Genomic DNA, 21,608 nt, shown 5'->3' with positions numbered 1-21,608 from the left:
GGGCGTCTTCGACGGGAGAGACCAGTGGGGCACACCGACGTGTTGGTGGTCGGCGCCGGGCCGGTCGGGCTCACCGCCGCTGTGGAGTTGCGGCGGCGCGGCGTCTCCTGCCGCATCATCGACAAACTGCCGGCGAGGCTGCCGTACGCGAAGGCCGTGGGGATCCAGCCGCGGACCCTGGAGATCTGGGACCGGATGGGTCTGGCGCGCGCCGCCGCGGACGTCGCCGTGCCGATGCGAGGGCAGTTGACGTACGTCGACGGCGCGGAACACCTGCGCTTCGACATGAAGCTGCCGCCGGAGGTGCCGTACGGCTTCGCCGCGCTCCCTCAGTACGAGACCGAGCGGCTCCTCGAGGAGCACCTCGCCCGTTGGGACACGCGGATCGAGCGCGGTGTGGAGCTGGTCTCGTTCGAGCAGGACGCGGACGGGGTGTGGAGCCGGATCGTCACACCGTCCGGCGGCGAGGAGGAGGTCAGGTCCCGCTTCCTCGTCGGATGCGACGGCGCGCACAGCATCGTGCGCAAGGCGCTCGGGCTCTCGTTCGAAGGCGGTGCGTTCCCCGAGGAGTTCATGCTGGCCGACGTGGAGGTCGACTGGAGTCTGCCGCCGGGTTACGGGGTGCGTTCGACGCACCGGAGGCAGGACGCGCCGGACGACGTCCTCGTGTGCATCCCGCTGCCGGGCCGCTCGCGCTACCGCATGTCCATGCTCGTACCTCCCGAGCTGTCCACGGCCGGACGGACCGCCGACGACGGTGTCGCACACGGTCTGGAGGGCGACCGGCCCCCGGGGCTCGAACACGTCCAGGCCGTTCTCGACCGGCTCGCACCCGAGCCGACGACCGCATCGGCGCTGCGCTGGTCGTCCGTCTTCCGTATCAGTCACCGACTGGTGGACCGCTACGGCGCCGGCCGGGTCTTCGTGGCCGGCGACGCCGCTCACATCCATCCGCCGACCGGCGCGCAGGGCATGAACACCGGCATCCAGGACGCCGTCAATCTGGCCTGGAAGCTGGCACTCGCCGTGGCGGGCACCGCGCATCCCCGGTTGCTCGACAGCTACGACGCCGAACGCAGGCCCGTGGGCGAGGAGGTGGTGGGTCGCACGGTGCGTCATGCGACAGCGGGCGGCGTGCAGGCCGATCCCGAGGACCCGGCGACGCTGATATTGCGCGAGGCCCAACTGCTGGTCGCCTACCGGGGCAGTCCGATCGTGGGCCCGAGGGCAGCCGGCCTGCACGGACCCGGCTCCGGTGACCGGGCACCGGACTGCAGTGGCCTCGTCGGCACCGTCGCGAAGTTTCCGGAGCGGCTGTTCGACGTCCTGCGCGGCCACGAGGGTCACACACTGCTGCTGTACGCCGAGGACACGGGGTCCTTCGGGGCGCTTGCCGGACTGATGGTGGAGACACAACGCCTCACGCACGGCCAGGTGCGGTGCTGTGCCGTTCTGGGGGCGGACGCCCGGCCGGACGGCCTCTTGGGCCTTCCCTCCCGCCACGACAGCCGTGGGGAGTTCCGCCGCCTCTACGCTGCACGGGGCCCCACCGCGTTCCTGATCCGGCCGGACGGCTATCTGGGCCTGCGCCTGACCGCGGCGGACGCACGGAGGCTGGCCGCGTACCTGTCCGGCGTGTTCGGGGCACCGCGCTAGGCGGTGACCGTCGCGGACGCCCGCTGCTGTCCGTGCGGTGAGGGGAAGACGGACCGCCGGGCCGCCTGCACCGGCGGTCCGGCGGACCGTCACTCCGTCAGCTCATCGCGTCGATCCCCGTGAGGGCACGGCCGATGATCAGCTTCTGGACCTGGCTGGTGCCCTCGTAGAGGGTGAGGACGCGGGCGTCGCGCAGGTACTTGCCGACGGGGTACTCGTCGATGAAGCCGTCACCGCCGAAGACCTGGAGGCAGTTGTTGCTCACCCGCACCGCCGTCTCACTGGCGTGGTACTTCGCGGCCGAGGCGTCCGTCGCGTACTCCCTGGGACCGGCGCCCGCATCCACCAGCCCTGCGACGTGGTGGGTGAGCAGCCGGGCGGTCTGCACGTCGACGGCCGAGTCGGCGAGGAGCTCCTGCACCAGTTGGAACGAGGCGATCGGCTTGCCGAACTGGGTGCGCTCGGTGGAGTAGCGGACGGCCGCGTCCAGTGCGCCCTGGGCCACACCGACCGCACCCGCCGACACCGAGATGCGGCCCCGGGACAGCGCGCCGAGGGCGATGCCCAGGCCCTTGCCCACCGGGCCGAGTCGTGCCCGGTCGGGGACCCGGACCCGGTCGTAGGACAGTTCCGCGGTCGCCTGGCCGCGCAGGCCGAGCTTGCCGTGGATCTCCGTGGCGGTGAAGTGGGGGGAGTCCGTGGGCACCAGGAAGGCGGTGATCTCGTTCTCGCCGGTGCGCGCGAACGTCAGAGCGGCGTCGGCGACCGTGCCGTTGGTGATGAAGATCTTGCTGCCCTCGATGAGCCAGTCTCCCCCAGGCTTCGTCCGGGAGGTGCCCCCACCGTCGCGGGTGGCGCGGGCGGTGAGGGAGGCCGCGTCGGAGCCGGTGCCGGGTTCGGTGAGCGCGAAGCAGCCGACCGCGTCGCCGCTCGCCAGGGCGGGCAGCCAGGTCTCCTTCTGCTGGTCCGTGCCGTGCGTGGCGATCGTCTTGGCGACCAGGCCGAGCGACACCGAGACGATGCCGCGCACCGAGGAGTCGCCGCGGCCCAGTTCCTCGGTGACGAGGACGTACGACAGCATGTCGACGTCGATGCCGCCGTACTGCTCCGGCAGCATCAGCCCCAGGAACCCCAGTTCGCCGAGGCGCTCGGGGATGCCGGGGTCGACCTGCTCGGCGCGGTCCCAGTCACGGGCGTGGGGAAGGATCTCGGTGTCGACGAACTCCGCGGCCATCGCGCGGAAGTCCCGTTGGGTCTCGGTGAGACCGAAGTCCCTGTTCAGCATGGTGTGTTCTCCTTCAACAACCGGGGGAGGCGCCCGGCTCGGTCAGCGGGAGCCCCAGGTGACCCAGGAACTCATCGACACCTACGCGGGCGTGTCCGGCGACCATCAGTGGATCCACACCGACACCGCACGCGCGGCGGCCGGCCCGTACGGGCGGACCATCGCGCACGGCTACATGGTTCCTCAGCTGGGGCATTCCGATGTTCGCCGAACTCCTCCAGGTGACCGGAGTCGGCAGGGCCCTCAACTACGGGGTCGACAAGGTGCGCTTCCCCGCGCCCGTCCCCGTCGGCAGCCGGGTGCGCCTGCACGCGGCCGTCACCTCGGTCGAACCCGTGGCCCACGGCGGAATGCGGATGACCCGCTCCTTCACCTTCGAGCTCGAAGGCTCCGCCAAGCCCGCCTGCGTCGCCGAATCGCTCACGCACTTCTACCCCTGATGAGGAGCCGTCCATGACCGCCGTGCTGCGCACGCGCTTCACCGATCTCTTCGGCGTCGACCACCCCGTCGTCCAGGGCGGCATGCAGTGGGTCGCCCGGGCCGAACTCGTCGCGGCCGTCGCCGAGTCCGGGGCGCTGGGCATGCTGTCCGCGCTCACCCAGCCCACCCCCGAGGCGCTGGTCAAGGAGATAGCCCGGTGCCGGGACCTGACGGACAAGCCGTTCGGGGTGAACCTCACCGTCCTGCCGGCCATCTCCCCGCCCCCGTACGCCGAGTACCGGCGGGCCGTCATCGAGTCCGGCATCACCGTCGTCGAGACCGCCGGAGCGAACCCGGCCGAGCAGATCGCCGACGTCAAGCCCGCCGGTGTGAAGGTCCTGCACAAGTGCACCAGCGTGCGCCACGCCCTCAAGGCGCAGGCACTCGGCGCCGACGCCGTCAGCATCGACGGCTTCGAATACGCGGGGCACCCCGGCGAGGACGACATCCCCGGCCTCGTCCTGATCCCGCGCGCCGCGGCCACGCTCACCGTCCCGGTCCTCGCGGCGGGCGGCATCGTCGACGCCCGCGGCCTCGTCGCCGCGCTGGCCCTCGGAGCCGAGGGCGTCACCATGGGCACCCGCTTCCTGTGCACCGAGGAGGCGCCCGTCCACCGCAACGTCAAGGAACACATCGTCGCGTCGAGCGAACTCGACACCGAGCTGATCCTGCGTCAGCTGGGCAACACCTCCCGGGTGGCGAGCAACGCCGTCAGCCGCGAGGCCGTGGGGAAGCTCGCCGCCGGCGGCCGGTTCGAGGACGTACGGCATCTGGTGGCGGGATCACGCGGCCGGCAGGTGTACGAACTGGGCGACCCCGAATCGGGCATCTGGACCGCCGGGCCCGCGATGGGCCTCATCGACGACATCCCCACCGTCGCCGAGCTCGTCGGCAGAACGGTGACGGGAGCCGGTGACCTGATCCGGCGGCGCCTGCCGGGCCTGGTCGCTCGACCGGGGGCCTGACCTGGCCCCGGAGCGAGCAGGGCGGACGGCCGGCGGCCCGCCTGCCTGTCGGTATCGGGTCCGGAGCCCCGGTGCGCGAATTCGGTCGTGGCACCCGACAGGCTGCCGTCGGATTCGAGCGGCAAGCTTCTGACGCTGCCCGACGCGTAGTTGGCGTCAGCAGGCGGCTTCGGCGGTCGGCGCCCGGGGCGCCGGGTGTTCCCTTCGGCTCGCCGCCCAGGGCCGAGATGCACTCGGCCAGGTCGTCCGTCATGGTGCGGACCCGTTCCACCTGCGGGTCCAGCATCTCGTGCACGGCGATGAAATGCGGCCCCACCACGTTCCAACGGTCGTCCTTGAGCGACAGTGCGACATCGTTCAGTGCGTGCGGGCGCATCTGCAGCAGGCCGATGATGTCGGCGCCGGTCTCGCGGCTGATGCCCTGCGTGTGAAATCCGGAGCGGCGCTACTGCCGCCCGCCCTCAGGCACGAGGACATCCCTGGCGAATACCTGACGCATGCCTCACCTCACCGCGGGTAACCGCAGAGCCGGAATCACCGTCTGATGGAGGGTTACGATGCGACGCAGCGCCGACAAGGACAACCGTGGCGCCGACGACGGCCTCAGCCCGGCCTCACCCTCCGGCCGCGCACCGGCTCCCCCTGCGCTCCGAGCCCTCGCCATGCTCGCGGCCTTCGCGGGGACGGTCGTGTTCAGTGTGGCGCTCGCCCACCTCACTCTCGAGAGGTCGGTCGCCTCGGAACCTCTTACGCACAGCAACCTTCGACCGGGCGACTCGATCAGCGACTACCTCGCCCAACCGGCGTTCCAGGACACCGTCAAGCAGTTGGGCGGCAACATCGCCCTGGGCATTCCGTTCGGGCTGCTGCTGCCCGTGCTGGCGCCTCGCGCACGCGGGCTGCTCCGTGTGGTCTTCGTGACCGTGGTGACCATGCTGCATGTCGAGCTGATCCAAGGCGCTCTCGTCACCGGAAGAGCCTTCGACATCGACGACGTCATCCTCAACACCACGGGCGCCGTGCTGGGCTACCTGCTGCTCGGCCGAAGGCTCGGCCGGGCCGTCCACCCGCGCCGCCATCACTGGTGGCACCGCTGGACGAAGGGCCGGAACGCAGGCACCGATGTGTCGTCCGGATAAGGCCCGCCCGGCGCAAGGGCCGGCCGGTCGCGGTCGCTTCAGCCGGTCACGCCCTGCGGTAGAGGGTGGTGAGCAGTTCGATCGCGGCCTGGGTGGCGGGATGCGGATCCTCCCGCCACCAGGCGAGCCGTACTGCGATGGGTTCGACGTCGCGGACGGGACGGTAGACGACACCGGGTCTCGGATACTGGTTGGCGGTCGACTCCGCGGTCATTCCGATACAGCGGCCGGTGGAGATCAGGGTGAGCCAGTCGTCGACGTCGTGCGTCTCCTCGGTTGCCGGGCGGGCCTCGGGCGGCCACAGCTCTGTCGTCGTGGTGCCGGTCCGCCGGTCGATCAGGAGGGTGCGTCCGCTGAAGTCGGCGAGTCGGACCGAGCGGCGGCGGGCCAACGGGTCGTCGGAGGCCATGGCACACATGCGGCGCTCCAGCCCCACGATGGCCGACTCGAACCGACGGTCGTCCAGCGATCTGCGCACCACGGCCAGGTCGCAGGCTCCCTCCGCCAGCCCGGCCGTGGCGGAAGGGACGCGGAGGAGGTGCAGCTCGGTCCCTGGGTGCGCGGCAGCCCAACGGCGCTGAAACGCCAGCGTGTGGCGGCCGACCGCCGACCACGCATATCCGATCCGCAGCAGAGTGTGACCGGACGTGGCCTCCCGGACCAGGTCCTCCACCTCGCCGAGCACCCGTCGCGCGTGCGCCACCACGCGCAGCCCGGTCGCCGTCGGGGCCACCTCGCGCGATGTCCGCCGCAACAGCCGTACGCCCAGGGCCCGTTCGAGCGAGGCCAGGGTGCGCGAGACGGCCGCCTGGGAGACACCGAGCGCGATGGCGGCATCGGTGAAGGTGCCCTCGTCGACGATCGCGACGAGACAGCGCAGCTGCCGCAGTTCCATATCCATGACTCAAGCGTATAGATGCCTCAGCCTGTGCATTTTGCGCAACGGTCACGGCATCGCAGGATCGACGCATGCATGCAGCGCCCGCCTCGGCACCCACAGCGTCTTCGCACTCCCGGACCGCGTCGGTGCCTTCCGCGCCCCGACCCGGCGGCGGTTCCCTGGCCGGTGTGGCCACCATGCTCGGCAGCGGCCTGTCCAACCAGATCGGCGCCGCGACCGGCTCCCTCGCCTTTCCGGTTCTCGGCCCCGTGGGCGTCGTCGCGGTACGCCAGTACGTCGCCGCGATCGTCCTGCTCGCCATCGGCCGGCCCCGGTTGCGCGACTTCACGTGGCAGCAGTGGCGGCCGGTGATACTGCTGGCCCTCGTGTTCGGCACGATGAACCTGTCCCTGTACAGCGCCATCGAGCGCGTCGGGCTCGGTCTGGCGGTGACCCTGGAGTTCCTCGGCCCGCTGGCCATCGCCCTGGCCGCCACTCGCCGCCGCGTGGACCTGTGCTGCGCGGTGATCGCCGCAGCGGGCGTCGTCACCCTCATGCGTCCGCAGCCCTCCACCGACTACCTCGGAATGGGCCTGGGCCTGCTGGCCGCCGTCTGCTGGGCGTCGTACATCCTGCTGAACCGCACCGTCGGCCGCCGCGTCCCCGGAGCGCAGGGCACCGCGGCCGCCGCCGGCCTGTCCGCGCTGATGTTCCTGCCGGTCGGTCTCGTCCTGGTCCTCAGGCACCCACCGACGGCGGAGGCCGTCGGCTGCGCCGTCGCCGCGGGCGTCCTGGCCTCGGCAGTGCCGTACCTCGCCGACCTCTTCACCCTGCGCCGCGTACCGGCCCACGCCTTCGGGCTCTTCATGAGCGTCAATCCTGTCCTGGCCGCGCTGACCGGATGGATCGGCCTGGGACAGAGCCTGGGGTGGATCGAGTGGGCCGCCGTCGGAGCCATCGTCACCGCCAACTCACTCAGCATCTTCACGTCGCGCACCTGACCGCTGCCCGCGCGGTGAGCGGTTCCGCGAGCCCGCGGGCAGACCTCGCGGCCGCGGTCGGCGGTCAGTGCCGTGGCGGTCCGGCCGTTGCGCGGAGGTAAGTGGGACACTCCAAGCGCTCCCCATGGAGTGGTGGGCGAGAACCTCTGCGGTCGAGGCTGCCTTGGGGCGGAGCGTGCTCGCCGCCCTTGCGGAGGCCGGCCCCGGGGGTGGCGTTTCGGTACCTGATGGCGGCAAGGGATCCTCGAGCCCTTGGGAGGGACTTGTGGCAGACGTATGGGTGCTTCACCGCACGCCGGCCCCGGCCACGGACACGTCGGCGGCCTCCTCCGTTCTCGTGCGGGCCGACACGATCAGCCTGCTGCGCGCGAACGAATACAGCGTCAAGGCCGGGCAGCACGGCGCGACGACCGTGGTACTTGCCGACTCGGTGGACGGGGACGACGCGCTCCCGCTCGACTTCCACATCGAGCTCGTCGCCGCCGTCGCCCGTGCGCGACGGGCAGCGCGCAACGGCGACGAGGACCAGGTCGTCTTCGCCGAACTCAGCCGGACCGGCGGTTGGGAGTGGACCGTACACCCGCTCGCCGAGCTGCGCTGAAGGCTGCGGCCGTCGGTAATCGGTAAGAGGCACGCGTTGACGATGCGGGGCAGGGGCTCGGGCGTCTCGGTGTCCGGCCCCGCCGTCACCACCGCCCGCGCCGACGCGGTGGCTGCCGGAGACAACGGGGGTGGACCGGGCGCCTGCGGCGGGACAGGTCCATGGCCAACCGGATGCGGGCTCGTCGAGGGGTGCGGGGGACGAGCGCCTGGGGAGTGAGCCTGTGAACGTGCTCTGCGTGGTGTGTCCGTCACCGGCTCCGGACGGACTCGGCGCCGAACCGCCGGATGAGTTCGGCGCGGGAGGTGATGTGCAACTGCTGGAAGACGCGGCGAAGGTGGTAGTCGACCGTGCGCGGGCTCAGGCAGAGCCGCGCCGCCGCTTCCTTGTTGGTCGCGCCCCTCGCGACCAGCCGGACGATTTCGCGTTGACGGGCGGTCAGGCTGTCCGTCCCTGCCGGGTGAGCCGTGTGGGTACTGTCCTCGGCTTCGGCAGTCGCGTTGCCGCCGCTGGCGCGCAACTCCGCACAGACCCGGTCGAGCCACAGCCGGGCCCGATGCCTGCGGAAGATCTCCGCGGCCTCCCGGAGCTGAACACGGGACTCCGCCCGCCGGCGTTCGCGCTTGAGGTACTCGCCGTAGAGGAGGGTGGTGCGCGCCAGCTCCAGTTCACGGTCACCGGGCGCATGCAGGCGTAGAGCGAGCAGAAAGTACTCCTCGGGGTCTCCGTTTGACAGGACCGCGCGGCACTGGGCCACCAGCGCGGTCGGCCAGCCCTGGCCGACACCCTCCGCCCACCGTGCGAACGCTGCGGTGGCCCGTTCCGCCCGGGGCCGGAGCCCGGCGCGGACGGCGGCCTCCACATAGGCGGGCACCGCCTGGAGCGCGACACCGGGGTGCCCCGGCTTCATACGGGTGATCCGACGCAGCTTCGCAGCCGCCTCCTCCCAGCGTCCCGAGGCGAGATCGAGATGCGCCAGACCCCACAGACCGAGGGCGCAGGCGAGCCCGTTCCCGTGTTCCGTCGCCTTGTCGACCACCCGGTCCGCGTACCGCTCGCAGGTCTCGGTGTCACCGGCGAGCCCGGCGGTGAGCATCAGCATCCCCATCAGGTTGCGCACACAGGTGAACTGACCTGTTCCGCGGGCCAGCCGCAACGCCTCGGTCGCGATGAGCCGCGCAGAGTCCGGTCCGCTGAGCCAGCACTCGGAATAGGCGAGGTACTGCATGGCGTGCGCAACCGCCGGGATGTCACCTGCCCTGCGCGCCAGCGCCACCGCACGTGCTGCCAGTGAACGGGCATGGGCGTCGTCGGCGGTGAAGAGTGCTCCATGGGCCGCCCAGGCGAGCAGAAGCGGGTCCTCCGCCTGCGCGGCATCTGCGACGTTCTTGCGCAGCCGGATACCGGCGGTCGGCAGCCCCCGTAATGACTCGGCGACTCCGAGGAGGCAGTGGACGGCGAGCCGGGCGTCGGGCTCGTCCGGGACCTCGGATCCACCGAGCAGCGCCCGCGCCCTCCGGGCCGCCCGTACCGGCAAGTCCTGGCTTCCCGCGTAGAGGCCGGCCTCGCCTGCCGCGGCCAGTGCCTTGGCCGCGAGACGGCTGTTGCCGACCGCCAGTACGTCCGCGGCGGTCAGCAGTGCGTCGTAGGCGTCGTCCAGTGTGCCCTGGTGGAGCGAGAGCACGCCCTGCAGAAGAGCGATGTCCCCTGACAGGGACGAGCGTTGCGTACCGGCGAGCACCGCCGCTTGCTCCAGCAGCCGGGCGGCACGCCGCAGACGCCCGGCCATGCTGCTGCAGGTGGCAGCGGCGACGAGGCGGCCGGCCCGCTGACCGTCCTCACCGGTCAGCTCCGCCGAGCGTTCCATCAGTACAGCGGCGTGGCATGGCTCGCCGTGCCGACGCGCCCGGCCGGCCTGGCGCTCCAGCTCGTCGGCCAGGCCTGCGTCCGCTTCCGTGGACAGGGCGGCCTCGTGCCAGCCACGACGGTCGTCGTGGCCGGCGGCGAACACACGCGCCAGGAGTTCGTGCGCCCAGTGCCGTTCGCTCAGATCCAGACTCTGGCGGATGGCCCGGGCGAGGGCGGCGTCGCGAAAGGACACGGTCGTCCTCGACACAGTGATCAGCCCCGCCACCTCGGCGCTTTTCAAGGCCGCGGGGTCGATCGCCGCCAGCTGGGCCACCCGGTACAGCGTCAGAGGATCCAGGCGCGGTTCCGTGGCCAGCAGCGTGAGCAGCCGGCGGCAGTCGCCGGAGAGACTGCGCAACGGCGCGAGCCTGAGCTCGGTCAGTCGCGGCCCCAGCGGGAGTGGATCAGGCAGCCGTGGCAGCTCCGCCAGCTGACCGGGGTTCCGGGTCCGCAGGAGCTCGAGAAGGACCAGTGGATTGCCGTTGGCGGCATGGACGAGTACCTCGCATACGGCGGGGGCCACCGTTGACGGGTGGTGCTGTGCGATCAACCGCAGGCAGTCGCGGTCGCTCATGCCGGTCAGATGCAGTACCGGAACACCCGGCATCAGCATGGGTTCCTCACCGTCCGCACCAGCCAGGACCAGGACCCGTTCGGTGCTGATCCGACGGGCCACAAGACCGAGGACGTGCTGTGACTCGGCGTCGACCCATTGCAGGTCATCGGCGGTGACCAGCACCGGTCGCCTGACGGAGCTCACCGACAGCAGGGCCAGCACGGCTACGGAGATCAGCGGCCGTTCCCGGGGCGGCGGCGCCAGGCCGAGAAGGACCCTCTCCAGCAGCTCGGCCAAGTGTGGTGGGAGGCGGCGTACGCCGACGGCCAAGGGGCGGACCATTCGCTGTACCGCTGCGTAGTCCAGGCTCTGCTCCGCCCGCACTCCGTCAGCGCGTACGGTGTGGAACTCCTGCGCGAGGTGCGTGGCGTGCCGGATCAGCGTGGTCTTGCCGAGCCCCTGATCCCCCATCAGCAGCAGTGCACCACCCTTCCTCGCACTGCGGCAGGCCTCGATCCACGCGATGAGTTGCCGGCGTTCGGCCCGTCTGCCGACCATGGTGTGCTCGGTGCCGTACGTCATGACGTACGCCTCCTGGATGGACTGACCCTGGGGCAAGAATAATGATTATTCGCGGCCGGGAGTGCAAGAGGACCCTGGGCCCGTACCGTGGCCGAGGCGGAGAGCGAGCGGTGGAAGACTGCCGTGACCCGAGCGGACCGGCCGCATGACGCGGTTAGGCTGGGCGCGTGGCAGAGCCTGATTCCTTCGCGAGGCCGTCCAGGCCGGTGATCCGTGAACGCCTGGTCGAGGCTGCTGTCCAGGAGTTCGGTGAACAGGGCTACGACCGCACGAGGGTGCAGGACATAGCCCGCCGGGCCGGCCTCTCCACCGGGGCGATCTACGGCAACTTCCGCAACAAGGCCGAACTTCTCGCCGAGGCGGTGGACTACGGCCTGGCGGCGGCATCGCACAAGCTCGCCCAGGCCATGAGCAGCGGTGCCGGACCCGCCGATGTCCTCGCCCTGATCGTCACAGATCTCTCCGATCCACGTCAGAAGACCTGGGCGCCGCTGGTCAGCGAAGCGCTCACAGCCGCCAGGCGGGACGCCGAGGTTGCCCGCAGGGTCTATGCCGCGCTCAGTCGGGTGGAGAGCGAGTTGAGGGACCTGGTGGAACTCGCCCAGCGGAACGGCACGTTCGGCCCGATGATCGATGCAGCGGCCTGCGCCCGCCTCGTGTTGTGCGTGTCCCTGGGAGTGGACGTACTCGCCGCCGTGAAGACCGAAAGCCCGGATCACGGTGCCTGGTCCTCGCTGATGCGCGTTCTGTTCGCCGGGCTGGGTGCTGCCGAATGAGGCCTTCCGCGGCGCGGCCCGGGTCATCGGTCAGCATCCCGCATCACCGGCGGGATACGACCACGAATCAGTGAAGTCACCGGTCCTGCCCTGGTCAATGCGGCAAGAAATGCAGCGAGAATGCTGGTCAGTGCATCACGCGCGCTTCCTCTGATTCTGCATGCTTTCTGCGTCCGTTGACACTGCAGACGGCGCACGTCACCCTACCGGTGAGTCGCGGCAAGGCCATAAAAGTGAACCGGATTCCCGATGCCAGGGCCGATGTTTCTCCTTCGCCAACCCAGATCGCCTCCTTGGAACACCACTAGGAGGAAATCGGTTCAGCAGCCTCGGGGCCGCCGCACGAATTCCCCATCATGTCCTTGCCTGTCCGGCAACCAGTTCCCGATCCGAAAAGGGAGAGACATGCCCCAGCGAACTTTGCCCCTCACTGCCCCTCTGATCGTTACCGCGGTGGGGACCACTCTGGCACTGGTCGTCACCGGTGCCGCCCCGGTGCCTGCCGCGGAGCAGGCGTCCACGCCTGCGGTGCACGGAGCCGCTGATGCCAGGACGACAACGACCGTGCGCTACGGCCCGTTCACCCTTCCCGCCGCGTCAGGGCACGACCACGGCGAAACCGGCAACCGCCTGGCGCTGAACGTCCAAAAGCCGTGCGACGACTGCTTCATCACGGGCTTCAAGCCGAACCTGGTCTACGCGGACGGGTCGAACGCGAACGTCAACACCGGTCCGATGCTCCACCACGCGGTGCTGGGCACCCACGCGAAAAGCGACGTCGTCTGCCGCGGCCCCCAGCGGAAATTCGCCTCCGGGAACGAGCGAGTGGAAAGCGTCCTGCCGTCCGGATACGGCATCAAGGTGCGCCGGGGCGAGCGTTGGAACATGCTCTACGACCTCATGAACCATGCGCCCCAGCGCAAGACCGTCTACATCACCTTCATCTTCACCCATGAGCCGGCCGCGGGCTCGCGGCTCGAGCACGTGACGCCGATCTGGATGGATGCCGGCGGCTGTCTGGGCAGTGCGTACGACGCCCCGGACGGCGTCAGCGAAAAGGTCAGGCGGTGGCGCTCCAGCATTTCCGGAAGGCTCGTCCACATGCGCGGCCACCTGCACCACGCGGGCCGCTCTGTGCGTACGGAGAACCTCACCACGGGAAAGCTGCTGTGCAACATCGTGGCGGAGGAGGGCGGAAGCCCCGAGTTCATCGACCTCCACGGCAATACGGAGATCTCGGACATGCCGCCGTGCAGCGGCGATCCGCTCGGCACCATCGAGCGGGGTGACGTCCTGCAGATCACCAGCAGGTACGAGAGCGCAGGACATTCGCACGGCGGCGTCATGGGCATCATGGCCGGCTGGGTGGCTGAGGACTGATCAGGGCCGCACATGGGTCGTGGGGACGGCCCGGCCCGTTCCCACGACCCGCCGCCAAGAGGTGATTCCCATGAGCCTGGATCTGTTCCGTGGACCGGTGCCCGGCTGGATGATCGGTGTCGCCGACGCGCTGGTCTGTCTGGTGTGGGCGGCCAGTGTGTGGGCGGCGCTGTACCTCGAAGCCGGCCCCACGCTGCGCGCGGTTGCACTCTTCGTACACCTGGCAGCTCTGATCCTCGGACTCGGCACTGTGCAGACCATTGACTACTACGGTCTGCTCTGGTTGCTGGGGCGGCGCAGCCTGCGTGAAGTGCTTGACTTCACCCGCCCGTTGCACGTGCTCGTCTGGTCCGGTCTGACGGGCATGGTGATCAGTGGCGCCTTCCTCGACCCTGATCCGGCGCTGGCAGCCACCCGGGTGAAGCTAGGACTGGTCCTCCTGATCGCTCTCAACGGCGTGCACGCGCACGCTCTGCACCGATCCCTCGCCGAGCAGGCGGGAGGCCAGGTGGCCAACCGGCTGCTGGTGCGTGGAGCGATCTCCGTCGTGGTTTCCCAGGTCGGGTGGTGGGGGGCTGTAGGGATCGGATTCCTCAACAGTCAGTCCTGAGTGGTACCCGGCGTTTCACGCCGCGGTGAGACCGCCGTCCACCACCAGGCTCTGGCCGGTGATGTAGGAGGCCCGATCGGAGAGCAGGAAGGTGACGGCCTCTGCCACCTCCCAGGCGGTGCCCTGACGGCCGAGCGGAATGCGGGCGAAGGAGGAGGCCCGGGAGGTCCGGTTCGCCGATGCGTGGCGGCCCATGGGCGTGTCGACGAGGCCGGGGACGACCAGGTTGGCGCGGATGCCTCGTGCCGCTCCCTCCCTCGCCACATGGCGGGTCAGCCCGTAGAGGCCGGCCTTGGAGGTGTCGTAGGCGGGAGAGCCGGTCGCGGCCCGCAGTCCGGCGACCGACCCGATGAAGACGACGGCACCTTCATCAGCCATGGACGGCAGGCCGTGTTTGGCGGCCAGAAAGGGCGCACGCAGATTCAGGCTGAGAACGTCGTCCCATTCCTCGGGTGACGAGCCCGCCAGTCCGGTGCCGAGGCCGATGCCCACGTTGACCACCAGTGCGTCCAGCCCGCCCAGCCTGCGGACCGTCTCGGCGACCATGGCGGCCGACTGCTCCGCGTCCGTGGCATCGGCGACCACGGGAACACCCAGGGCACCCTCGGCGGTGACCAGGTCGGCGGTCACGGCGGCGGCCGGGCCGACGACGTCGGCACAGGCCACGTCCGCACCTTCGCGGGCGGCGAGAACGGCGATCGCCCGGCCGTTGCCTACGGGCGCCTGCGGGGCGTCGTCGGGACGGGTGCCCGCGCCGACCACCAGTACCCTGCGGCCTGCCAGCCGACGGGCGGCGCGGTCCGGTTCCGCCTCACTCATCGTCAGCCTTCCTTTCCACAGGGCCTGCGCTGTCAAAGCCGGGGTCAAGCTTCACACCGGCGGAATTCAGGAAGAACGCCACCATGTGGTACTGACCTACGAGCATGGTGATCTCGATCATCTCCGCGTCGCCGAAGTGCTCGGCCAGGGCCTCCCACGTGGCGTCGCAGAGCCGCGCGTCGCGGTTCAGCTCGTCCGCGGCCCGGATGAGGCTCCTTTCGAGGGCGGTCCACCCGTCGGCCTCCGGGCCCTGGACGATGCGGTCGATGTCCGTGTCGGTGAGGCCCGACGCCTTGGCCAGGGGGACATGGCGTCCCCACTCGTACGGGGCGCCGGTGTTGTACGAGGTGCGCAGGATCAGCAGTTCACGGAACCTTCCCGAGAGCCGGCCCCGGCGGAGCAGCTGACCTCCGAAGGGCATGAACTGCTCGTAGAGCTCGGGATGACGCACGAGAGTGGTGAAGATGTTCGGAACCCGGCCCCCCGGGTCCCGCGGCACCGCGGCCAGCAGGTGACGGGTCCGCGTGTCCCAGTCGTTCTCGGGCAGGGGCACGACCCGCGGGAGGGCGTGGCCGTGCCGTACAGGGTGTTGCTCCGGCATGGAGTCTCCAAGGTGAGGTGCCTACCCGGAACACCAGGGGGGCGGGTGCGTACGTCGCGGTGGTGTGGGCGTGTGGTGCGGACGGGCGTGGCAGGTCCGCGGGCGACCGGGAGGGCCGGCCGGTGTGCGCGAAGCCGTCCCTCCCCGTCGGCCGGACGTCAGCCGGTGACGGGGCCGAACTTCTTCCGGGTGTCGAGGGGTTCCCCGAACAGGACCCATCGTTCCCCTTGAAAGCGCACGAGTTGCATCGTCTCGATGGGGAACCGGTCCTGGGGGCCGGTGATCAGAGTGACACCGGGGAGCAGCATGCCCACCTCGACGGCCTCGAGCTTCTGGATGGAGTCCCTCAGTCCTTCTCTCGTCGGGCACTCCATGGCGTCGAGTGCCTTGTGCAGGCTCGAGGCCACGGCCCAGCCGTAGGCGTTGAACTGGATCGAGGGATCGGTGTCCGGGGCGTACTTCCTCATCGCCGCCCGGTAGGTCCGCATCTCCGCGTCGTCGGCCCACTGGGGGTCGGCGGGATCCTTGAAGTAGGTGGCGGAGACCACGCCTTGCACGTTCCTGAAGCCGACGGGCTTGAGCACGCTCGTCGACGCCGAGACGCTGTTGACGATGTGCAGCGGGTTCCACTTGGGGTTCTTCGCATCCGCGGCCAGGGCCTGGCTGCCGAACTTGGGCGTGGTGACGTTCAGCAGCACATCCGCCTCGGAGCGGGCGAGGCTGGTCATCTGGGCCGAGACGGACGGGTCGGTGACCTCGTAGCTCTCCTCGGCGACCACCTCGACGCCGCTGCCCTTGACGGCCTGCTTGAAGCCGCCGAGCAGGTCCTTGCCGAAGTCGTCGTTCTGGAAGAGGACGGCCACCTTCGCCTTCGGCCTCTCCTTCTTGAGGTAGTCGGCGTACATCCGTGACTCGGCCACGTAGTTGGGCTGCCACCCCATGGTCCACGGGTGCTGGGTGTCCGTACCCCACAGGGAGGCGCCGGTGGCCACGAACGGCTGCGGCACCTTCTTCTGGTTGAGATAGTCCCTCACGGCCGAGGTGGAGGCTGTTCCCAGTGTCTGGAACACCGCGAAGACCTTCTCCCGCTCCACCAGTCGCCGGGCTTCCTCCACTGCCTTCGGCGGCTGGTATCCGTCGTCACGGACGACGAACTCGACCTTGCGGCCGCCGATTCCGCCCTTCTCGGCATTGACGTACTGGAAGTAGGCGCTGACACCCTTGCTGATGGTGCCGTAGGCGGAGGCCGGTCCGGACATCGGGTAGATGCCGCCGATCTTGATGCTCTTGTCGGTGATACCCGTGGTCTGCTGGCCCTTGCAGGCGCCGTCGGCCGAGGCGGCGGCATCGTCCTGTCCCCGTTGACCTGAGCAGGCGGTGGCGGTGAGCAGGGCGGCGATGCCCGCGGCGGCTGCCCGCACGGCGGTGGTGTGGCGCATCCGGATCATCCCTTTCCGGTGGTGGGCGGTGCGGTGAGGGGCTGGGGGTCGGGCTGTGGGGGAAGCGGGGTCCGGCCGGCGGCAGGTGTGGCGGAGGTGCGCCGTACGCCGTAGGGCTCCCTGTCGGGCGCGCCGTCAACCTCGAGCATGGGCACCGCCTTTCAGCAGGGCCCCGTGGGCGAGCGCCACAGTAGGAGGGCCCCGGCTGCGCGGGCATTGGGTGTGAGCACTCAACTTCGCGGTCGCCGGACTGTGTGCCGCGCACAGTCCGACGTGAAGAACCGGTCCCCGCCCTGTTGACGGGTCACGATTCGGCGTCGACGATCCCGCCATGCATCCCGCGATCGTTCCGAGTGTGCCTCCCCTGACCGAGCAACTGCGCCGCGAGCGGCTGCGGATCCTGTGCGCCGTGAAGGCGCGCGTGGAGCAGGTGACGGAGTCCGCGCTTGCAGTGATGCGCGCCGAGATCCCCGCCTACGCGGCGCAGGACGAGCACTTCTTCGAGGACGTGCGTCACCAGGTGCTCTCGCACTACCGGGTCCAGCTGGCGCTGCTGGCGGGCGAGCGGAGCTTCGCCTCCGAGGAACTCGCCTTCAGTCGCGCGGCGGCGATGCGCAGGGCCCGCGAAGGGTTCGCGCTGGAGGACTACATCAGCGCGTTCCGGGTCGGCCGGCAGGTCTTCTGGGAGGCCCTGCGCGACTGCGCGGGCCCGTCGGCCGCCGGGCAGGATGCCGTGCTCACCCTGGTCGCCCCGTTGATGCGGTACATGGACTTCGCCGCCACCCAGGCAGCACAGGCCTACATGGAGTTCCGCCAGCACGTCGTGGCCGACGCGGACCGCGAGCGCAGGGACCTGCTCGAGCAACTGCTCGCGGGCCACATGCCGACCCGGGGGCCTCTCCTGGCCGCTGCACAGGACTACGGCATCGGCGCGCACGTGCCGATGATGGTGGTCGTGGCGGTCGGCGCCGACGGCGCCCCGCACGAGGGAGCGGATACGGCGGCCGAGCGCGGGTACCTCACCAGCGCGGCGATCTCCGCCGCCGGCGTGCGGGCCGCCAGAGTCCTGGTGGTCGTGCGGCACGGCGAGGTCGTGGCCGTGCCGGTGCTGCCAGCAGGCACCGATCCGGACGAGATGTGCGCGCGCTTCGAAGATGCGCAGCGGCACCTGGCCAGGGACGGGACGGTCCTGGCCATGGGGATCAGCACGGTGGCCGGGGGCGCGGCGGAGCTGCCGAGGGCCTACCAGGAGGCCAGGGCCGCCCTGGAGTTCGTACCCAGCGGGGGAGGGGTGGCGGCGCTGCCGCGGCTGTCTCCGTTCCGGTACCTTGCCCTGCGCGCGGACGACATCGCCCGTCAGCTGGTCGACCCGCGGATCAGCGCCATGCTTGATGACGACGTCCGGCGCGGGGGTGCGCTCGCGGCCACGATACGGGCGTTCGCCGAGGCGGATCTGAACCTGCGGCTGGCGGCGGACCGGCTGCAGGTGCACCACAACACGGCGCACTACCGGTTGCGCCGCGTCGAGGAACGCACCGGGCGTAACGTACGCCGGATCGCCGATCTGCTGGAACTGCTGGTCGCTCTCGCCATACGCGACGCGGCCGGGGAATCGGAGGACGTGCAGTGAGCCGGAATCCATCCGGAGGCTTCCGAACGGCGATCGGTTACTGGTGGTAGGTGTAAGGTGAACCCGGAAGCTGGGCGCCGCTGGCCGTGGCGCCTCACGGTGTGGGGGTGCATCGGTGGGCCGACCGACCAAGCCGATTCTCAGTCGCGGGCGCATCTGCGCCACGGCGCTGGCGATCGTGGACCAGGACGGGCTTGCCGAGCTGTCGATGCGAAGGCTCGCGCGGGACCTCGGCGTTCAGGTCTCCTCGCTCTACGAGCACGTCAAGACCAAGGACGACGTCCTCCACGAAGTCGCCAACACCATCATGGAGGACGTGGACGTCTCCGGCTTCGAGACCGGCGACTGGCGGCACGGCGTGGCCTCCTGGGCCCGGTCCTACCGCGCCGCGCTGGCCGCCCATCCCCATATCGTCCCGTTCCTGGCCTATGGCCCCGCTCGCCGTGAAGCCTCCCTGCGGCGCGCCGACGCCGTTCACGGCGGCCTCGTGGGCGCCGGCTGGCCGCCGCGTTATGCCACATTGATCGGCGCCTCGACCAAGTACCTGGTGCTCGGGGCCGCGATGAGTTCGTTCGCCGGAGGGTTCGACGACGACGTCCAGGTCTACGTCGAGCGCTATCCGCACCTGGCAGGGGCCCATCGCCTGCGTGACCGCGCAGGTGTGATCGACCGGGACAGCTTCGAACTCGCCCTGGAGATGTTCCTCGACGGCCTCACCGCACTGCACGCCCGCGTCGCCGCACCCCCGAAACCGGCCGGGGACTGATCGCCGCGCAAGACCGCGGCGGCAAACCTCGGGCGGACACGGAGCGTGACTCTCCGGCGACGTCTTGTCCTGCGCGCCGGGGACCTCTAGGCTCCCGAACCGAACGCCGTTCGGCATTGTCGATGCCGTCCGGTCGTCTTTCACTTGTTCGCCCTGGCTCACGGCGGCCGCCCGTGAGCTGAGGATCGTGGTCGACATCCCTCGCTGACCGAGTAGATCAGGATCCACAAGGGCTGAGCACATCACTGCGGCACGGCTCGGACACCGAGCCCGTGCTCTGGCTGACACCGACCCGGTCGACTGCCCCTGCGGTGACGCCTCGCCCTCGCCGCGGCATACAGCCAAGAGGAGTTGATGTCGTCTTGACCAGTCCCTTTGAGCCGTACGAGCGACCGCGCTCATACGCCCCCGGTTCCCACGCGCAAACCCCTTACTCGCAAACCCCTCACCCGCACACCCCTTACGCGCACCCGTCCTACGCGGAGCCGGACCTTCCGGCGGACGTCGAGCGGTTGCGCGCCGAGCGCCGCTCCAGGGTCCTTCCGGTTGCCGCCGCCGTGGTCGGTTTCTATCTGCTCAACGCCCTTCTGGCCAACGTGGCCGGCGGGCTGATGGCCGTGAGGCTGGTCGGCCACCTGAACATCGGGCTCGCCCTGGCGCTCCTGCAGTGCGTCACCACGCTCCTGGTGTGCCGCTGGTACGGGCGTTACGCCCACACCACCCTGGATCCGCTGGCCGAGCGGGTCCGGGGCGGCCTCCGACCAAGAGGGAGGCGTCGGTGAGCGCCTCTCAGCTTTCTTCCCAGATCGCGCACAACGGAGCCACTTTGATCGTCTTCGCGGTCTTCGTCGTCTGCGTCATCCTCATCGCCTTGTGGGGTGCGGCGGACAGCGACACCCCCCGCCGCTTCTTCATCAGCGGCCGCGAACTGCCCTCCGCGCGCAATGGAATCGCCCTGTTCGGCGACTTCATCTCCGCGGCGACGCTGCTCGGCACTCCGGGGCTCATCGCACTGGCCGGGTTCGACGGCATCCCGTACCTGGTGGGGCCCGTGGTGGTCTGGGCCGTCATTCTGCTGGTGGTCGCCGAGCCGTTCCACAACACCGGCCACTACACGGTGGGCGACGCGCTGGCGCGCCGGCTGCGGCCGCGGCCCGTCCATCTGGCCATGGGCCTCGCCACGTTGGTGATCTCGCTGTTCTACCTCACCGCCCAACTCGTGGGAGCCGGTGCGCTCGCGGCACCCCTGCTCGGCCTGTCCGGTGAGGCGGCCCAGAACTTCCTGATGGTCTTCCTCGGCGTCCTGATGATCATCTACGTGGCCCTCAGCGGTATGCACGGCGCGACGCTCGTGCAGTTGCTCAAGGCGGCCCTCCTGCTGGTCGCCAGCATCTTCCTGGCGCTGCTGGTGCTGGCGAAGTTCGGCTGGAACCCCAGTGACATGCTGGGAACCGCGGCCGGCCGCAGCGGCGTCGGCGAGAACTTCCTCGCGCCCGGCGCCCGCGCTCAGGGGACCGCTCTGGAAACGCTGGACAGACTGAGTCTCCAGCTCGGAGCCCTGATCGGAGCCGCTGGACTCCCGCACCTCCTGATGCGCATGTGTGTGGTGCCCTCGGCGCGCGCTGCCCGGCGCTCAGTGCAGTGGACGGCGGTTCTGACGTGCGTGTTCTGCGTGACCGCGGGGATATTGGGATTCGGCGCCGCGGCGGTGCTCGGCCCGGAGACCATCCTCGCCGGGAGCCCCTCGGGGAACACGGCCACCCTGCTGCTCGCCCACTCCCTCGGCGGGTCGTGGATGCTCACCGTCATGGCCTGCGTGGCCTTCGCCACGATCCTGGCCGTGGTTGCGGGCATCGCCCTCGCCGCCGCGACGTCCGTGGCGCACGACATCTACGGTGTGGTGCTCAAGCGAGGACGCGCGACCGAGGAGAAGGAATTGCTGGTGGCCCGCTGGGCGGTCGTGCTGATCGGTTGCGCGGCGGTGGGCCTGGCCCTGCTCGCCGAGCGCCTCAACGTCTCCTTCGCCGCCGGGCTGGCGTTCTCCGTCGCGGCTTCCGCCGTTCTTCCCGCGCTGCTGTACGGCCTGTACTGGCGCGGCTTCACCACCACCGGCGCGCTGTGGAGCATTTACGGCGGACTGGTCTCCTCGGTGATCCTGGCCGTGCTGTCCCCGGCGGTGTCGGGAGCCCCCACCGCGCTGTTCCCGGACATGGACTTCAACCTGTTCCCGTTGCAGTACCCCACCATCGTCTCCGCCCCCCTGGGCTTCCTCCTGGGGTGGCTGGGCTCGGTGCTGGGGAGGGACAGGCCGGAGCAGGCCACGTACTCCGCGCTCGAGTTGCACACGCTCACGGGCGCGGACGACACCTCCGCCTAGAAGGATCGTGAAGGTCTTGGGTTCCGGCCCCGCCGCGTGAACGGCCGGGCCGGACTCCTTCTTGCGGTGATGGGGAAGGGGCCGGGGAGACGGGCGGCCCGGCCGGTAAGGAGGTCCCACGCGACGAAGGCCGCATGGAGGGCGGCGCGAAGCGGC

The 21,608-nt window shown here is 70.2% G+C and carries 19 protein-coding genes and 3 pseudogenes; 13 read left to right on the top strand and 9 right to left on the bottom strand.

Translation table 11 applies throughout. The features are described from left to right. Positions 1-24 precede the first annotated feature (24 nt). The gene (locus tag ACWD0A_RS12975) at positions 25-1,656 is read left to right on the top strand and encodes an FAD-dependent monooxygenase (RefSeq protein WP_451297423.1); all 1,632 of its coding nucleotides are present in this window, start codon (positions 25-27) and stop codon (positions 1,654-1,656) included. 97 nt (positions 1,657-1,753) lie between these two features. On the opposite strand, the gene ACWD0A_RS12970 is transcribed toward ACWD0A_RS12975, so the two are convergent. After that, positions 1,754-2,941 carry an acyl-CoA dehydrogenase family protein gene (locus ACWD0A_RS12970; protein WP_451297421.1) on the bottom strand — a complete coding sequence of 396 codons (1,188 nt, stop codon included), beginning with the start codon at positions 2,939-2,941 and terminating at the stop codon, positions 1,754-1,756. Between ACWD0A_RS12970 and ACWD0A_RS12965 the strand changes: the two are divergent. Both ACWD0A_RS12965 and ACWD0A_RS12960 read left to right on the top strand, forming a co-directional pair. Then, positions 2,940-3,381 (top strand): annotated as a pseudogene (locus ACWD0A_RS12965) (MaoC family dehydratase). The gene ACWD0A_RS12970 and the pseudogene ACWD0A_RS12965 sit on opposite strands and share 2 nt — an antisense overlap. A gap of 13 nt (positions 3,382-3,394) precedes the next feature. After that, the gene (locus tag ACWD0A_RS12960; RefSeq protein ID WP_451297419.1) at positions 3,395-4,387 is read left to right on the top strand and encodes an NAD(P)H-dependent flavin oxidoreductase; all 993 of its coding nucleotides are present in this window, start codon (positions 3,395-3,397) and stop codon (positions 4,385-4,387) included. Between the two features lie 41 nt (positions 4,388-4,428). Here the strand turns inward: ACWD0A_RS12960 and ACWD0A_RS12955 are convergent. Both ACWD0A_RS12955 and ACWD0A_RS12950 read right to left on the bottom strand, forming a co-directional pair. After that, positions 4,429-4,620 (bottom strand): annotated as a pseudogene (locus ACWD0A_RS12955) (beta-propeller fold lactonase family protein); the annotation flags it as partial. After that, positions 4,560-4,805, bottom strand: a pseudogene (locus ACWD0A_RS12950) (ferritin-like domain-containing protein); the annotation flags it as partial. The pseudogenes ACWD0A_RS12955 and ACWD0A_RS12950, both read right to left, overlap by 61 nt. Before the next feature lie 139 nt (positions 4,806-4,944). On the opposite strand from ACWD0A_RS12950, the gene ACWD0A_RS12945 reads away from it, so the two are divergent. Continuing rightward, the gene (locus ACWD0A_RS12945) at positions 4,945-5,526 is read left to right on the top strand and encodes a VanZ family protein (RefSeq protein ID WP_451297417.1); all 582 of its coding nucleotides are present in this window, start codon (positions 4,945-4,947) and stop codon (positions 5,524-5,526) included. Positions 5,527-5,572: 46 nt separating this feature from the next. Here the strand turns inward: ACWD0A_RS12945 and ACWD0A_RS12940 are convergent, their stop codons facing one another. After that, positions 5,573-6,427 (bottom strand): LysR family transcriptional regulator, encoded by an 855-nt coding sequence (locus ACWD0A_RS12940; RefSeq protein WP_451297415.1) that lies wholly within the window; start codon positions 6,425-6,427, stop codon positions 5,573-5,575. Positions 6,428-6,603: 176 nt separating this feature from the next. Between ACWD0A_RS12940 and ACWD0A_RS12935 the strand changes: the two genes are divergently transcribed. Both ACWD0A_RS12935 and ACWD0A_RS12930 read left to right on the top strand, forming a co-directional pair. Next, positions 6,604-7,407, top strand: coding sequence for an EamA family transporter (locus tag ACWD0A_RS12935; RefSeq protein ID WP_451297559.1), 804 nt, complete (start codon positions 6,604-6,606; stop codon positions 7,405-7,407). Between the two features lie 265 nt (positions 7,408-7,672). Further along, complete coding sequence (locus ACWD0A_RS12930) at positions 7,673-8,008, top strand: hypothetical protein (protein ID WP_451297413.1); 336 nt, start codon at positions 7,673-7,675, stop codon at positions 8,006-8,008. Positions 8,009-8,258: 250 nt separating this feature from the next. On the opposite strand, the gene ACWD0A_RS12925 is transcribed toward ACWD0A_RS12930, so the two are convergent. Next, a complete protein-coding gene (locus tag ACWD0A_RS12925; protein WP_451297411.1) occupies positions 8,259-11,090 on the bottom strand; it encodes a LuxR C-terminal-related transcriptional regulator in 2,832 nt (943 codons plus the stop codon). A 131-nt stretch (positions 11,091-11,221) separates the two neighbouring features. Between ACWD0A_RS12925 and ACWD0A_RS12920 the strand changes: the two genes are divergently transcribed. The 3 genes from ACWD0A_RS12920 to ACWD0A_RS12910 all read left to right on the top strand — a co-directional run bounded on the left by ACWD0A_RS12920 (position 11,222) and on the right by ACWD0A_RS12910 (position 13,820). Continuing rightward, on the top strand, positions 11,222-11,830 hold the full coding sequence (locus ACWD0A_RS12920) for a TetR/AcrR family transcriptional regulator (RefSeq protein WP_451297409.1): 609 nt from the start codon (positions 11,222-11,224) through the stop codon (positions 11,828-11,830). Between the two features lie 453 nt (positions 11,831-12,283). Then, positions 12,284-13,210 (top strand): hypothetical protein, encoded by a 927-nt coding sequence (locus tag ACWD0A_RS12915; RefSeq protein ID WP_451297407.1) that lies wholly within the window; start codon positions 12,284-12,286, stop codon positions 13,208-13,210. Between the two features lie 70 nt (positions 13,211-13,280). Next, entirely contained in the window at positions 13,281-13,820 is a 540-nt protein-coding gene (locus tag ACWD0A_RS12910) for a hypothetical protein (RefSeq protein ID WP_451297405.1), read from the top strand. 15 nt (positions 13,821-13,835) lie between these two features. Here the strand turns inward: ACWD0A_RS12910 and ACWD0A_RS12905 are convergent, their stop codons facing one another. The 4 genes from ACWD0A_RS12905 to ACWD0A_RS12890 form a co-directional block, all read right to left on the bottom strand. Then, positions 13,836-14,639 (bottom strand): SDR family NAD(P)-dependent oxidoreductase, encoded by an 804-nt coding sequence (locus ACWD0A_RS12905; RefSeq protein WP_451297403.1) that lies wholly within the window; start codon positions 14,637-14,639, stop codon positions 13,836-13,838. Then, a complete protein-coding gene (locus tag ACWD0A_RS12900; RefSeq protein WP_451297401.1) occupies positions 14,632-15,240 on the bottom strand; it encodes a carboxymuconolactone decarboxylase family protein in 609 nt (202 codons plus the stop codon). The genes ACWD0A_RS12905 and ACWD0A_RS12900 overlap by 8 nt, the downstream gene beginning before the upstream one ends. Before the next feature lie 158 nt (positions 15,241-15,398). Next, positions 15,399-16,679, bottom strand: a complete 1,281-nt coding sequence (locus ACWD0A_RS12895; protein WP_451297399.1) for an ABC transporter substrate-binding protein — start codon at positions 16,677-16,679, stop codon at positions 15,399-15,401. Positions 16,680-16,684: 5 nt separating this feature from the next. Further along, positions 16,685-16,828 carry a hypothetical protein gene (locus ACWD0A_RS12890; RefSeq protein WP_451297397.1) on the bottom strand — a complete coding sequence of 48 codons (144 nt, stop codon included), beginning with the start codon at positions 16,826-16,828 and terminating at the stop codon, positions 16,685-16,687. 182 nt (positions 16,829-17,010) lie between these two features. On the opposite strand from ACWD0A_RS12890, the gene ACWD0A_RS12885 reads away from it, so the two are divergent. From ACWD0A_RS12885 to ACWD0A_RS12870, 4 genes are all read left to right on the top strand, one after another. Then, the gene (locus tag ACWD0A_RS12885) at positions 17,011-18,309 is read left to right on the top strand and encodes a PucR family transcriptional regulator (protein ID WP_451297395.1); all 1,299 of its coding nucleotides are present in this window, start codon (positions 17,011-17,013) and stop codon (positions 18,307-18,309) included. A gap of 115 nt (positions 18,310-18,424) precedes the next feature. After that, complete coding sequence (locus tag ACWD0A_RS12880; RefSeq protein ID WP_451297393.1) at positions 18,425-19,075, top strand: TetR/AcrR family transcriptional regulator; 651 nt, start codon at positions 18,425-18,427, stop codon at positions 19,073-19,075. A gap of 362 nt (positions 19,076-19,437) precedes the next feature. Next, positions 19,438-19,857 carry a DUF485 domain-containing protein gene (locus ACWD0A_RS12875; RefSeq protein WP_451297391.1) on the top strand — a complete coding sequence of 140 codons (420 nt, stop codon included), beginning with the start codon at positions 19,438-19,440 and terminating at the stop codon, positions 19,855-19,857. After that, positions 19,854-21,452 carry a solute symporter family protein gene (locus ACWD0A_RS12870; protein ID WP_451297389.1) on the top strand — a complete coding sequence of 533 codons (1,599 nt, stop codon included), beginning with the start codon at positions 19,854-19,856 and terminating at the stop codon, positions 21,450-21,452. The genes ACWD0A_RS12875 and ACWD0A_RS12870 overlap by 4 nt, the downstream gene beginning before the upstream one ends. The last annotated feature ends 156 nt before the right edge of the window (positions 21,453-21,608 follow it).

It is taken from the genome of Streptomyces sp. NPDC002867, assembly GCF_053591895.1.
The sequence above is the reverse complement of the archived record's forward strand: the minus strand, read 5'-3'. Positions and strand labels throughout refer to the sequence as shown.